Raw genomic sequence first — 13515 nt, forward strand, 5'->3', positions numbered from 1 at the left:
TAGGTTCGGGGCATGCATGCGATGACGATTCCCGTACCCGGCGGTCCCGAGGCACTGGTCTGGGCCGAGGTGCCCGACCCGGTCCCCGCCGAGGGCGAGGTCCTGGTCGAGGTGGCGGCCACCGCCGTCAACCGCGCCGACCTGCTCCAGCGGCAGGGCTTCTACAACCCGCCGCCCGGCGCCCCGCCCTACCCGGGGCTGGAGTGCGCCGGGCGGATCGTCGCGCTCGGGCCCGGGGTGGCCGGCTGGGCGGTCGGCGACGAGGTGTGCGCTCTGCTGGCCGGCGGCGGCTACGCGCAGCGGGTCGCGGTGCCGACCGGGCAGCTGCTGCCGCTGCCCGCGGGGCTGTCCGCCGAGCAGGCCGCGGCACTGCCCGAGGTCGCCTGCACGGTGTGGTCCAACGTCTTCCTCACCGCGCACCTGCGGCCCGGCGAGACGGTGCTGCTGCACGGCGGCGCGAGCGGGATCGGGACGATGGCGATCCAGCTGGCCAAGGCGGTCGGCGCCCGGGTCGCGGTCACCGCGGGCGGCCCGGAGAAGCTGGCGCGCTGCGCCGAGCTGGGCGCGGACATCCTGATCGACTACCGCGAGCAGGACTTCGTCGAGGTGCTCCGGGAGGCGACCGACGGGGCCGGGGCGGACGTGATCCTGGACATCATGGGCGCCAAGTACCTCCAGCGGAACGTGGACGCGCTGGCGGTCAACGGGCGGCTGGTGATCATCGGACTCCAGGGCGGGGTGAAGGGCGAGCTCGACCTCAACACGCTGCTGCGCAAACGCGGGGCGGTGATCGCCACCAACCTGCGCGGGCGGCCGCTGGCGGAGAAGGCGGCGATCGTGGCGGCGGTGCGGGAGCACGTGTGGCCGCTGGTCGAGTCCGGGGTGGTGAAGCCGGTGGTGGACCGGGTGCTGCCGCTGGCCGAGGTGGCCGAGGCGCACCGGGTGCTGGAGCGCGGGGAGCAGGTCGGGAAGGTCGTGCTGCGGGCCTGAGCACGGGGGACCCCGGTGGCGGGGCGGCGGCCGGACGGGTGTGAATTGCCCGAAATGCCGTAACGGCGGGCGCGTGCGAATCTGGTCCGGAGCAGTCCCGCCGCCGATCCCGCCCCCGGGCGCCGTCGGCCGTCGGAAGGACTCCGACCGTGGCCGCATCTCCGCACGCATCCCTCGGGCCGCTGCCCGTCGCGCCGCACCACCGTCGTCCGTCCCGCCGTTCTCCGGGCCGCGCCCAGCGGCTGTTCGCGGCGGCCGTGCTGGGGCTCACGCTCCCGCTGGCCGCCGCCTCGGCGGCGGTGGCGCTGCCCTCGCCGGGGGCGCTCCCCCTGCCGGCGGCGTATCCCTCGCCGGACGCGGGGACGCGTGCCGAGCCGGGCGGTGGGCCGGCCGCCGAGCAGGACGACGAAGCCGACGACGAACCGGGCGTCCCCGGGCCGGTGGCCGCGCCGCCGCGGCGACCGCTGCCGCGTCCGCACCCGGCCGGCAACGCCCCGCAGGCCCACCGGCACCACCTGGCCTCGCTGCCCGAGCGCTCCGACGCCGCCGTGGAGCAGGCTCCCGACCAGGCCCCCGAGCAGCTGCCGGACCAGGCCGCCGACCAGGCCGTCGAGCAGGCCGTCGAGCAGGCCCCGGAGCAGGCTCCCGACCAGGCTGCCGAGCAGACCCCGGAAGAGGCCCCGGACCAGGCCGTCGGGGCCGAGCAGCCGGAGGCGGACGGGGACGCCGCGGAGGCCGAGGCCCCCGGCGCGGCCGCCGTCCCGGACCCGGCCGCGGCGAACACGGCCGAGGCGGTCGCCGGACAGCCGGTCGCGGCCGTGGCCGGGGTGCCCACGCTCTTCCCCGCCCGCTGGCAGGACGCCTCCACCACCCAGCTCCCGCTGGGCGTCGGCCTGGGCCTGATCGGCTGCGGCCTGGGACTGGTCGGCCTGCGGCTGCGCAAGGACTGAGCCTCGCAGGGCCGGGGCTGCGGTAGTGCAAGGGCTGGGGGCGCGGCGCGCCCGGAGCGGGCCCGGGGTTTCGGCGGCCACGGAGCGGCGGACCGCCGTGCGCGGGGCCGGGGTGCCGTCGCCGGGCGGCCGGTGGCCGGTCGGCGGACCGGGTGCGGGAACTGAGTATCCGTACGGATTCCCGCAGGGCGTCCGGAGGCGTAGCGTCGTCACGGGTGGCGCAGGACGGCGGGACGACCGGGGGCTTCCGCCCGACCAACCCCAGTGAGAGAGAATGTTGTTCATGACGAATCCGATGAACGAGCGCCCGTCGCAGGAGCCCTTCCGGGCCGGCGGCGGGCAGTCGCAGGACGGCCAGAAGGTGCTGATCGTCGGACCGGACGGGCTGCCCGTGGGCCAGGGGTTCGCCGGTGCGGCTGGGGACGGGGACGACGAGGGCGACGTGCCGCGCGAGCTCCCGGTGACCGAGATGGTCGAGCAGCCCGCCAAGGTCATGCGCATCGGCAGCATGATCAAGCAGCTGTTGGAGGAGGTCCGGGCGGCGCCTCTCGACGAGGCGAGCCGGGTCCGGCTGAAGGACATCCACGCGAGCTCGATCAAGGAGCTCGAACTGGGGCTGGCCCCGGAGCTGGTCGCCGAGCTGGAGCGGCTGTCGCTGCCGTTCACCGACGACACCATCCCGACCGAGGCCGAGCTGCGGATCGCCCAGGCCCAGCTGGTCGGCTGGCTGGAGGGCCTGTTCCACGGCATCCAGACCGCCCTGTTCGCGCAGCAGATGGCGGCGCGGGCGCAGCTGGAGCAGATGCGGCGGGCGCTGCCGCCCGGGCTGCACAGCGGCGAGCCGGACGAGGACGAGCCGGGCCAGGGCCGCGGCATCCGCTCCGGCCCCTACCTGTAGCCGCACCCGGCGGTACCCGCCGGTAGGCGCGTCCGGGCCGCCCGGACCGCGGTCGGACCGGACGTACCACGACGATCCTCCCCGGCCCCGGGCCGCCGGGCCGGGCGGCCCCCGGGCCGGGACCGGCCCCGGCCCTGGACCGATCACCGTCGGCGCGAGCCGATACCCTGGCCCCTGTCGCCGGCCGGTGGAACCGCCGCGGCAGGGGCCCGCCAGGCCAGCGGGCCGGGCCCACCACGCACGGACGAGACCGAACGTCAGGTTGCGGCGAGCACGGCCGCGCCGAGGGGGAGCAGAGGACCATGAGCGAGCACGGCAACGCGGCGGTCGAGGGCTTCTCCCTGGGCAACGGCCGCTATGTGCTGCAGCGGCTGCTGGGCGAGGGCGGCATGGCCTCCGTGCACCTCGCCCACGACCGCGTGCTGGACCGGCAGGTCGCGCTGAAGAGCATGCACAGCGAGCTGGGCCGGGACGACTCGTTCAAGGAGCGGTTCCGCCGCGAGGCCCAGGCGGTGGCCCGGCTGGAGCACCCGAACATCGTCACCGTGTACGACAGCGGCGAGGACATCGCCCCGGACGGCTCCAGCACGCCGTACATCGTGATGCAGCTGATCGACGGCAACGGCCTGCGCGAGGCGATCAACGAGGCGGTCGGCCAGTACGGCGCGATGCCGGCCGAGGAGGCCCTGAAGGTCACCGTCGGCGTGCTGAACGCGCTGGAGGCCTCGCACGACATGGGCCTGGTGCACCGCGACATCAAGCCCGGCAACGTCATGTTCGACCGCAAGGGCAACGTCAAGGTCATGGACTTCGGCATCGCCCGTGCGCTGGAATCCGGCGTCACGTCGATGACGCAGACCGGCATGGTGGTCGGCACCCCGCAGTACCTCTCGCCCGAGCAGGCGCTCGGCAAGCCGGTGGACGCCCGCTCCGACCTCTACTCGGTCGGCGTGATGCTCTTCGAGATGATCACCGGGCAGCTGGTCTTCGACGGGGACTCGGCGTTCTCGATCGCCTACAAGCACGTCCAGGAGGAGCCGCCGGCCCCCTCCACCCTCAACCGCTCGATCACGCCCGAGGTGGACGCCTTCGTCGCCCAGGCGCTGCGCAAGGACCCGGCGCACCGGTTCCAGAGCGCGGCGGCGATGCGGGACGAGGCGGAGCGGCTGATCGCGGCCGCCAAGGGCGGCGACAACGGGCACCGGCTGCAGGCCAGCACCCCGCTGGTGATCAACGAGGGCCCGCGCTCGGTGCACGCCGCTCCGCAGGCCCCGCAGACGCCCCAGCCGCAGTACCTCCAGCAGGGGGCCCAGCAGTACCGGACGCCGCCGCCCGCCTACCAGACGCCGCAGCCGCAGGCCCCGCACACCCCGCACCCGCAGTACCTCCAGCAGGGCGGGCAGCAGTACCAGACCCCGCCGCCCGCCTACCAGACCCCGAGGCCGCAGGCCCCGCACACGCCGCACCCGCAGTACCTCCAGCAGGGGGCGCACACCCCGCCGCCGCAGCCGATGCCGCCGTACCAGCAGCCGAAGGCGCCCACCAGCGGCGGCGGCTGCTCGACGGCCGTGGTCGTGATCGGGATCATCGTCGGCGTGCTGGTGCTCGCGGGCATCATCATCGCGATCGTGGTCAACAAGGCGGACGAGAAGACGGGCGGCAAGTTCAGCCACGCGGACCGTCCCGCCGACGTGCTGGTCCTCGACCTCCCGGCCGACCGGAATGGCCTGCTCTGACGGTTTCCGGCAGGTTCGGGGGTACCACGGTCGTCCGCCGGAGGCGGTAGCGTTCGGGGATACGTAAGCGACAGGGCACCGCGATCCGAGCGAACGCCCGGGGCGAGGAGCGATGGCACAGACGCAGCAGCCGGACGACGACGCGGGTGTCCGGGCGGTCGGCCGGACCGGCGGAACCCCGAGGATTCCCGAGCCCGGCGGCGAGGCCCCGACCTCGGCGCTGCCGCCGGTCGCCACGGGCGGCCCGCACACCCCGGGCCGCGGCACCGCCGTGCCGCTGAGCACCGTCGGGGACGGCCGTTACCGGCTGACCTACCGGCTCGGGCGCGGCGGCATGGCCGAGGTGTTCGCCGCCGAGGACGTGCGGCTCGGCCGCACCGTCGCGGTCAAGCTGCTGCGTGGCGAGCTGGCCCAGGACGACGTCGCCCGGCTGCGCTTCACCCGCGAGGCACACGCCGTCGCGGCGCTCAACCACCACTCGATCGTCGCGGTCTACGACACCGGCGAGGAGTACGACGGGGACGAGTCCACGCCGTACATCGTGATGGAGCTGGTCGAGGGCCGCACCGTCCGCGAGCTGCTGGCGGACGAGGAGGCGCCGCCGGTCGACCAGGCGCTGATCATCATCGCCGGGGTGCTGGAGGCGCTCGCCTACAGCCACCGCAGCGGCATCGTCCACCGCGACATCAAGCCCGCCAACGTGAGCATCACCAACGCCGGCGCGGTCAAGGTGATGGACTTCGGCATCGCCCGGGCGCTGACCGGCGGGGCCACCACGATGACCCAGACCGGCATGGTCATGGGCACCCCGCAGTACCTCTCGCCCGAGCAGGCGCTCGGCAAGCCGGTCGACCACCGCTCGGACCTGTACGCGGCCGGCTGCATGCTCTACGAACTGCTCACGGTGCGACCGCCGTTCACCGGCGACACCCCGCTGTCGGTGGTCTACCAGCACGTCCAGGACCCGCCGGTGCCGCCCTCGCAGGCCAACGGCCGGGTGCCGGCCGGCCTCGACGCGCTGGTGCTGCGCTCGCTCGCCAAGAACCCGGACGACCGCTTCCAGGACGCCGACGAGTTCCGCGCCCACGTGCAGCACGCGCTGCGCGAGATGCACGGCGCGGGCGGGGCCGCCTGGGCCGGCGGGGCCGCGGTCGACACCGGCGCGACCCAGGTGCTCCGGCCGGACCAGGCCGCGGCCACCGCGGCCTTCGGCGCGGTGGGCCCGGCCGACCAGACCTCCGTGCTGCCGTACTCGACGGGCGGCCCGCACACCCCCTCCTCGCCCTACCCGGCGGCCGGCGGCCCGTACGGCGGCGGCCCCGGCGCGGGCGGGGACGACGAGGGCCCCGGCCGGCGGCGCGGGCCCTGGGCCTGGGTGGCCGGTGCGATCGCCGTGCTGGTCGCGGCCGGTGCGGGCATCGCGTTCGCGCTCAGCGGCAGCGAGCCCGCCGGCCACTCGGACATCTCGCCGCAGCCCCCGGCGGCCACCAACACCGAGACGACCGCGCCCCCGTCCCAGAGCGGCCTGGCGACCCCGCCGGCCTCGGCCTCCGGCAGCAAGAAGCCGCAGCAGCCGACCGACCCCGGCAACAACAACGGGAACAACAACGGGAACAGCGGCAACAACATGTCGCCGTCGCCGAACACGGGCAAGCACACCCCGACCCCGACGCCGACCGGGACGGCCAGCCACACGCCGACCGGGACGGCGCCCGCGACGACGGCGCCGGCCACGACGGCGCCGCCGCAGACCGCGGGCCCCGGCACCGGGTCGCCGAAGCCGCCGACGGACCCGAAGCCGTCCATCCCGGTCGTGCCGCCGACCCCCTGACCCGGTCGGCGGCGGCGGGTCAGTTGGCGAAGGCGTCCAGGACCTGCTCGTACTCCTGGCACCACCACGCCAGCTGGCCCGCGGAGGCGGGGTAGAGCGGGTCGGCCCGGTGGTCGGCCCGCTGGTAGCGCCACTGCAGCATCCAGAAGTCGTTCAGCCGCTCCCACCAGACCCGGTGGACGGCGGCGGCCAGGTGCTCGGCGGTGGCCGCCCCGGAGGCCCGGTAGGCCTGGGAGTAGCGGCGGACCCGGACCAGGTCGAGGGCGCCGGACGAGCGGTCGTTGAAGAGCAGCGTGGCGGCCCGGACCGCCTCCTCGGCGCGTGGCTGCGGGCCGAGCTTGTCCCAGTCCAGGACGGCCGCCACCCGGCCGCCCCGCGGGTCGTCCTCGTACAGCAGGTTGAGGCCGTGGAAGTCGCCGTGGGTCCAGCCGGTGGGCGGCGCGGCCTCCGGGGCGGGGCGGCGGTGGGCGTGCTCGGCGAGCAGTTCCAGCCGTTCCGTGAGCCGTTCCACCACGAGGGCGTCCAACTCCCCGGCCGGCTGGTGCTCCCGGGCGCGGCGCCGCAGGTCGCGGGCGAGTGCGGCGCTGTCGACGGGGTCGGCGCTCCGGTACCCGGCGGGTTGTTCGAGGGGGGCGCAGACGTCGTCGAGCGCGCCGTGCAGCCGGCCGAGCAGCGTGCCGAGCGCGTCGCACTGCGACGGGTCGAGCTCGTCGCCGTGCCGGTGCCGGCCCTCGACCCAGGGGAACAGGGCGAACAGCCGGCCGCCCCAGGCGGCCACCGTGCCGGACCGTTCGGCGCAGGCCAGCGGGGGTGCGACGGGCAGGCCGAGGGTGTTCAGCGCGGCCATCGCGCGGTGGTGGGCGAGGATCTTCGGACGGCTGGCGGTGGCGGAGTCGACGTAGCACTTCAGGAAGTACGGACCGGCCTCGGTGGTGACCAGGTACCCCCGGTTCAACAGGCCCTCGGCGACGGGTTCGGTGGTCAGCGGCCGTCCGACCCGGTAGCGGGCCAGGACCTCGGCGAGCGCACCCCCCGGGACGGGGGGACTGAGGGTCCCCATCGGTGGTGCGGAGAGATCGGGGCGGGCCGGTGCGCAGGCGAGGGTCTGGCTGAAAGTCACGTGCAGAGGTTATGGCCCCCTTGTGGGGGCCCTTGACAAACCGTCAGTTCTGTGAAGGGCCGGATCAGTACTGGTGGTCGGCCTGGTGCCGCGCCACGAAGGCGGCCGCCTGGGTGCGCCGCTCCATGCCCATCTTGGCGAGCAGACTGGAGACGTAGTTCTTCACCGTCTTCTCCGCCAGGTGCAACTCGTTGCCGATCTGACGATTTGTCATACCTTCGCCGATCAGATCGAGGATCCGCCGTTCCTGCTTGGTGAGTTGGGCGAGCCGTTCGTCCTCCTTCTCCCCGCCGTCGCGCAGCCGGGCGAGCACCCTGCTGGTGGCGACCGGGTCGAGCAGCGAGCGGCCGGCCGCGACGTCCCGGACGGCGGTGATCAGGTCGGTGCCGCGGATCGCCTTCAGCACGTAGCCGGAGGCGCCGGCCATGATCGAGTCGAACAGCGCCTCGTCGTCCGAGAACGAGGTGAGCATCAGGCACTTGATCTCCGGCAGCTTGGACCGGATCTCGCGGCAGACCTCGACCCCGTTGCCGTCCGGCAGCCGGACGTCGAGCACCGCCACGTCCGGGTGGACCGCGGGGATCCGGGTGAGCGCCTCGGCGGCCGTGCCGGCCTCGCCGACGACCTCGATGTCGTCCTCGACCGAGAGCAGATCGTGCACGCCCCGCCGGACGACCTCGTGATCGTCGAGCAGGAATACCCTGATTTGTCCGTTATCAGTCACGTCCAAAGCCTCCCATAACACCGTACGAAAGACCTATCGCCCGGACCTCCATACCAACGCGATCCGGCCACAGCCGTCCGAAACCGATACCGAGAACCCCCTTACGTACGGGCGTCTGCCCGGATAACGTGCGCTGGTGTCCTGAAGGCGCTCGAATTGAGAGCTGCGTCACGCCGACCGTCACCCCCACCCTTCCGACGGCGAGCCGAACGCGGCACCCTCGGGGTTGTAGGCCCTGAACAAGTAGGACGTCCTAGCGCAAGCGCGTCGAGGGCGGACGCTGGGTAACGTTCTCGTGAGGGACGCCGTCGGAACAGGATCACCACCTGCCCCGCAGTGGGAGCGCACACCCACGCGCGCCCCGCGAGGCGGTGACCGGACCGGTCACCGGCGACCCCGGGCGGCCGGACAGACCGAGGAGTGAACGTGACCGTCAAAAGCACGGCGAGGGCCCGCAAGAAGGCGGCCCCCGGCGTCCCTGACACCCTCCGCGCCACGGGCAAGGACGCCCAGCCGGAGCTCGTCCAGCTGCTCACGCCGGAAGGCGAGCGGGTCGAGCACCCGGACTACCCCCTCACCACCACTCCCGAGGAGCTGCGCGCCCTCTACCGCGACCTGGTGCTGGTGCGCCGGTTCGACGGCGAGGCCACCGCGCTCCAGCGCCAGGGCGAGCTGGGCCTGTGGGCCTCGCTGCTCGGCCAGGAGGCCGCCCAGGTCGGCTCCGGCCGCGCCATGCGCCCCGGCGACTACGCCTTCCCCACCTACCGCGAGCACGGCGTGGCCTGGTGCCGCGACGTCGACCCGCTGAACCTGCTCGGCATGTTCCGCGGCGTGAACCACGGCGGCTGGGACCCGAACGAGAAGAACTTCCACCTGTACACCATCGTGATCGGCGCGCAGACCCTGCACGCCACCGGGTACGCGATGGGCATCACCAAGGACGGCGCCGACGACGCGGTCATCGCGTACTTCGGCGACGGCGCCTCCAGCCAGGGCGACGTCAACGAGGCCTTCACCTTCGCCTCGGTCTACAACGCGCCGGTGGTCTTCTTCTGCCAGAACAACCAGTGGGCGATCTCCGAGCCCACCACCACCCAGACCAAGATCCCGCTGTACCGCCGCGCCTCCGGCTTCGGCTTCCCCGGCGTGCGGGTCGACGGCAACGACGTGCTGGCCTGCCTCGCGGTCACCCGCTGGGCGCTCGACCACGCCCGCAACGGCAACGGCCCGGTGCTGATCGAGGCGTTCACCTACCGGATGGGCGCCCACACCACCTCCGACGACCCCACCCGCTACCGGCACACCGAGGAGACCGAGGCCTGGAAGGCCAAGGACCCGATCTCCCGGCTCCGCGCCCACCTGGAGAAGGAGGGCCTGGCCGACGAGGAGTTCTTCGCCGCCGTCGACGCCGAGAGCGAGCAGCTGGGGCTGCGGGTGCGCGAGGGCGTGCGCGGCATGCCGGACCCGGACCCGACCCTGATCTTCGACCACGTGTACAGCGAGCCGCACACGCTGGTCGATGAGGAACGGGCCGAGTACGTCGAGTACGCGGCCTCCTTCGAGGCGGGGGAGACCCACTGATGGCCGGTCAGCTGAGCATCGCCAAGGCGCTGAACGGAGCGCTGCGCAAGTCGCTGGAGAACGACCCGAAGACCCTCCTCATGGGCGAGGACATCGGCAAGCTCGGCGGCGTCTTCCGGATCACCGACGGCCTGCAGAAGGACTTCGGCGAGGACCGGGTGATCGACTCCCCGCTGGCCGAGTCCGGCATCGTCGGCACCGCGATCGGCCTGGCGCTGCGCGGCTACCGCCCGGTGGTGGAGATCCAGTTCGACGGCTTCGTCTACCCGGCCTTCGACCAGATCGTCTCCCAGCTGGCGAAGATGCACGCCCGCGCGCTCGGGCACGTCAAGATGCCGGTCACCATCCGCATCCCCTACGCGGGCGGCATCGGCGCGGTCGAGCACCACAGCGAGTCGCACGAGGCGTACTTCGCGCACACCGCCGGTCTGCGCGTGGTCACCCCGTCCAGCGCGCACGACGCGCACTGGATGCTGCGGCAGTCGATCGAGTCCGACGACCCGGTCGTCTTCCTGGAGCCCAAGCGCCGCTACTGGGACAAGGGCGAGGTCGGCGACGCCGCCGACCTGGGCCTGCACGAGGCCCGGGTCGTCCGGCCCGGCACCGACCTGACGCTGATCGCGTACGGGCCGATGGTCAAGGTCTGCCTGGAGGCCGCCGCGGCCGCCGAGGAGGACGGCCGCCGGCTGGAGGTCGTCGACCTGCGCTCGCTCTCCCCGGTGGACTTCGCCGCCCTGGAGGCGTCGGTCAAGCGCACCGGTCGGGCCGTCGTGGTGCACGAGGCACCGGTCTTCCTGGGCATGGGCGCCGAACTGGCCGCCCGGCTCACCGAGAAGTGCTTCTACCACCTGGAGGCACCCGTGCTGCGGGTCGGCGGCTACCACGCGCCGTACCCGCCGTCCCGGGTCGAGGAGGCCTTCCTCCCCGACCTGGACCGCGTGCTCGACGCCGTCGACCGCGCGCTCGCGTACTGACTCCGGGGAGCGAAGATGACCACCGAAGTTCGCTCGCTCCGCGAGTTCAAGATGCCCGATGTGGGCGAGGGCCTCACCGAGGCCGAGATCCTCAGCTGGTACGTCAAGCCCGGTGACACCGTCACCGACGGGCAGGTCGTCTGCGAGGTGGAGACCGCCAAGGCGGCCGTGGAGCTGCCCATCCCGTTCAACGGGGTGGTCGAGACGCTGCACTTCCCCGAGGGCGCGACGGTCGACGTCGGCACCGTGATCATCTCGATCGCGGTCGCCGGGGAGGCGGGTGCCGCGGCTCCGGCCGCCACCGCCGCGGCACCGGCCCAGGCGCCGGTTCCGGCTCCCGCCGAGGAGCCCGAGCCCGAGCGGCGCGAGGTGCTGGTCGGGTACGGCCCGCGCACCGGCGGCAGCCAGCGCCGGGCCCGGCGGACGACCACCACCAAGGTCGCCGCGACCAGGCCGGCTCCGGCCGCCGCCCCGGCCCCGGCCGCCGCCCCGGCCCCGGTCGCCGCACCGGCGCCCGCGGCCCCGGCCGCCGAAGTACCGGCCGGGGAGCGGCCGTTGGCCAAGCCGCCGGTGCGCAAGCTGGCCAAGGACCTCGGCGTCGACCTGCGCGCGGTCACCCCGACCGGCCGGGACGGCGTGATCACCCGCGAGGACGTGCACGCCCACGCCGCCGCCCAGGCCGCTTCGGCGGCCCCGGTGGCGCCGGTGGCCGAGACCGCCGTGGCCGAGCCGGCCGCGCCGCAGGCGCCGGTGTCCGGCGCGGGCGACGTCCGGGTGCCGATCAAGGGCGTCCGCAAGGCGACCGCGCAGGCGATGGTGGCCTCGGCCTTCACCGCCCCGCACGTCACCGAGTTCGTGCAGGTCGACGTGACCCGCACGATGAAGTTCGTCCGCCGGCTCAAGGAGAGCGGCGAGCTGGGCCGGGACGTCCGGGTCAGCCCGCTGCTGATCGTCGCCAAGGCGCTGCTCACCGCGATCAAGCGGCACCCCGGGATCAACGCCCAGTGGGACGAGGCGGCCCAGGAGATCGTCCTCAAGGGCCAGGTGAACCTCGGCATCGCCGCGGCCACCCCGCGCGGCCTGATCGTCCCGAACATCAAGGACGCCGGGTCCAGGACCCTCTCGGGGCTGGCCACGTCGCTCGGCGAGCTGGTCGAGACCGCCCGTCAGGGCAAGACCTCGCCGGCCGACATGCAGGGCGGGACGATCACCATCACCAACGTCGGCGTCTTCGGTGTCGACACCGGCACCCCGATCCTCAACCCGGGCGAGGCCGCCATCCTGGCCTTCGGCGCGGTCCGGGAACTGCCGTGGGTGCACAAGGGCAAGGTGGTCCCGCGTCAGGTGACCACGCTCGCGCTCTCCTTCGACCACCGCCTGGTGGACGGGGAGCTGGGCTCCAAGGTGCTGGCCGACGTGGCCGCGCTGCTGGAGCGCCCGAAGCGCCTGATCACCTGGGGCTGACGGCCCGGTAGCACCGAAGAAGGGGCCCTCCTCCGCACCGCCGTGCGGAGGAGGGCCCCTTCGGTGTGACCGCCCGTTCGACTAGCGCTGGGGACGGAGTCGACGGACGGCGATCAGGACGCCCGCTCCGAGGGCGAGGAGCAGGGCGGAGGAGGCGGCGAGGAAGGTGTTGGTGGAGGAGGAGCCGGTCTGGGCGAGTTCGGGGGTGCCGGCGGGGGCGGTGGTGGCCGGGGCGGCGGAGGGCGTGGTCGGCTTCGGGGCCGGGGTGGCGGGGGCGGTGTCCTTGGTCTGCTCGGCGGCGGGCTTGGCCGGGGCCGGCTTGGCGTCCTTGGTGGGGGTGGGCTTGGGCTTGGCCGGGGTGGTCGGCTTGGTGCCGGGGGCGGTGGACCGTGCTACCTGGAAGGTGTGGTTGGCGTCGCCGGTGCCGTCGGCCGGGAACCCGGGGGCCTTGGCGATGGTGCCGACCCCGAGCTCGGTCAGGTCCTTGGGCGCCTTCGCGGAGAGCCCCACCCGGAACATGAAGTTCGCGGCCCGGCCGTCCTCCAGGCGCGGGGTGGTCGTCGCCGGGGACTCGACGGTGAACAGCGTCGAGTCGCCGTAGTGCCGCAGCTTGACCGGCTTCCAGCCTCCGGCGGAGGCGACCTCGACCGTCAGGTCCTCGATCCGCAGGCCGGTGCCGGAGTTCGGGTTGAACAGCGCGAGCATCGCGGAGACGTTCTGGTAGGGAGCGCCGGTGAAGTTGGTGACGGCGACGCCGATCTCGACCTTGGGGCCGCCCGCGATGATGGTCTGGCCGTCCGGGGTCATGTGGAACCCGGCCTTGTACGACCCGTGGTGGTCCGCGGTGGCCTGCCGAGCGGTCGCGGTGGGCGCGCCGGCGGCGGCGGTGCCGCCGTTCCCGGCGGCCCAGGCGGTGTCGGTGGTGAGGAGCTGGACGCCGCCGGCGAGGACGACGGTGGCGGCGAGGGTGGCGATGCGGCGGCGGCCGGAGAAGGCGCGGTCGTTCTTCGCGAAACGGGTGATAGCGGACGTGCGCATGACGTGACTCCCCAGGGACATCGTGCTGGTGGTGTGTGGGTGAAGACGACCGGCTCCGCTCCTTCACGAGCGGAAGCGCCCCCCGGCTCCGCCGGTCTCGCTCTCCGTGCCTTCATCTGTATGGACGCGCATCCCCGCCGGGGGTTGCAGGCGGGTTCCGAGAATCTTTCGACCGTCGGCGCCGGGGCCCGCTCGGCGCCGACGATCGC

Annotated in this window: 11 protein-coding genes; 8 read left to right on the top strand and 3 right to left on the bottom strand. The window is 73.9% G+C overall.

From position 1 onward, the window contains the following. Positions 1-12: 12 nt before the first annotated feature. From ACFCY1_RS16980 to ACFCY1_RS17000, 5 genes are all read left to right on the top strand, one after another. Entirely contained in the window at positions 13-990 is a 978-nt protein-coding gene (locus ACFCY1_RS16980) for an NAD(P)H-quinone oxidoreductase (protein WP_049659602.1), read from the top strand. A 149-nt stretch (positions 991-1139) separates the two neighbouring features. Next, positions 1140-1940 carry a hypothetical protein gene (locus ACFCY1_RS16985; protein WP_375875046.1) on the top strand — a complete coding sequence of 267 codons (801 nt, stop codon included), beginning with the start codon at positions 1140-1142 and terminating at the stop codon, positions 1938-1940. Between the two features lie 283 nt (positions 1941-2223). Further along, positions 2224-2838: a bacterial proteasome activator family protein gene (locus ACFCY1_RS16990; protein ID WP_198959330.1), complete on the top strand. Its 615-nt coding sequence runs from the start codon at positions 2224-2226 to the stop codon at positions 2836-2838. A gap of 302 nt (positions 2839-3140) precedes the next feature. Continuing rightward, complete coding sequence (locus tag ACFCY1_RS16995) at positions 3141-4574, top strand: protein kinase (RefSeq protein ID WP_375875047.1); 1434 nt, start codon at positions 3141-3143, stop codon at positions 4572-4574. Positions 4575-4686: 112 nt separating this feature from the next. Beyond that, positions 4687-6405, top strand: a complete 1719-nt coding sequence (locus ACFCY1_RS17000) for a protein kinase (RefSeq protein ID WP_375875048.1) — start codon at positions 4687-4689, stop codon at positions 6403-6405. A 19-nt stretch (positions 6406-6424) separates the two neighbouring features. Here ACFCY1_RS17000 and ACFCY1_RS17005 read toward each other — a convergent pair whose 3' ends face one another. Beyond that, positions 6425-7525 carry a phosphotransferase gene (locus tag ACFCY1_RS17005; protein ID WP_234348650.1) on the bottom strand — a complete coding sequence of 367 codons (1101 nt, stop codon included), beginning with the start codon at positions 7523-7525 and terminating at the stop codon, positions 6425-6427. A 64-nt stretch (positions 7526-7589) separates the two neighbouring features. After that, positions 7590-8249 (bottom strand): response regulator transcription factor, encoded by a 660-nt coding sequence (locus ACFCY1_RS17010; protein ID WP_074001879.1) that lies wholly within the window; start codon positions 8247-8249, stop codon positions 7590-7592. Positions 8250-8675: 426 nt separating this feature from the next. On the opposite strand from ACFCY1_RS17010, the gene pdhA reads away from it, so the two are divergent. Genes pdhA through ACFCY1_RS17025 form a run of 3 tightly spaced genes read left to right on the top strand, consistent with a single transcriptional unit; the run spans position 8676 to position 12268 of the window. Beyond that, positions 8676-9830 carry a pyruvate dehydrogenase (acetyl-transferring) E1 component subunit alpha gene (gene pdhA, locus ACFCY1_RS17015; protein WP_049658931.1) on the top strand — a complete coding sequence of 385 codons (1155 nt, stop codon included), beginning with the start codon at positions 8676-8678 and terminating at the stop codon, positions 9828-9830. After that, entirely contained in the window at positions 9830-10804 is a 975-nt protein-coding gene (locus ACFCY1_RS17020; protein WP_049658928.1) for an alpha-ketoacid dehydrogenase subunit beta, read from the top strand. Before pdhA ends, ACFCY1_RS17020 begins: the two co-directional genes overlap by 1 nt. A gap of 15 nt (positions 10805-10819) precedes the next feature. After that, complete coding sequence (locus tag ACFCY1_RS17025) at positions 10820-12268, top strand: dihydrolipoamide acetyltransferase family protein (RefSeq protein WP_375875049.1); 1449 nt, start codon at positions 10820-10822, stop codon at positions 12266-12268. A gap of 81 nt (positions 12269-12349) precedes the next feature. On the opposite strand, the gene ACFCY1_RS17030 is transcribed toward ACFCY1_RS17025, so the two are convergent. Continuing rightward, positions 12350-13306, bottom strand: a complete 957-nt coding sequence (locus ACFCY1_RS17030; protein ID WP_375875050.1) for an LAETG motif-containing sortase-dependent surface protein — start codon at positions 13304-13306, stop codon at positions 12350-12352. Between the last annotated feature and the right edge of the window lie 209 nt (positions 13307-13515).

This window comes from Kitasatospora sp. NPDC056273, from assembly GCF_042268845.1.
Lineage (GTDB): Bacteria > Actinomycetota > Actinomycetes > Streptomycetales > Streptomycetaceae > Kitasatospora.

Coding starts and splice junctions, on each gene's coding strand:
- ACFCY1_RS16990 (WP_198959330.1), top strand. CDS start 2,224: ATGACGAATCCGATGAACGAGCGCCCGTCGCAGGAGCCCTTCCGGGCC.
- ACFCY1_RS16980 (WP_049659602.1), top strand. CDS start 13: ATGCATGCGATGACGATTCCCGTACCCGGCGGTCCCGAGGCACTGGTC.
- ACFCY1_RS17025 (WP_375875049.1), top strand. CDS start 10,820: ATGACCACCGAAGTTCGCTCGCTCCGCGAGTTCAAGATGCCCGATGTG.
- ACFCY1_RS17000 (WP_375875048.1), top strand. CDS start 4,687: ATGGCACAGACGCAGCAGCCGGACGACGACGCGGGTGTCCGGGCGGTC.
- ACFCY1_RS17030 (WP_375875050.1), bottom strand. CDS start 13,306: ATGCGCACGTCCGCTATCACCCGTTTCGCGAAGAACGACCGCGCCTTC.
- ACFCY1_RS16995 (WP_375875047.1), top strand. CDS start 3,141: ATGAGCGAGCACGGCAACGCGGCGGTCGAGGGCTTCTCCCTGGGCAAC.
- ACFCY1_RS17020 (WP_049658928.1), top strand. CDS start 9,830: ATGGCCGGTCAGCTGAGCATCGCCAAGGCGCTGAACGGAGCGCTGCGC.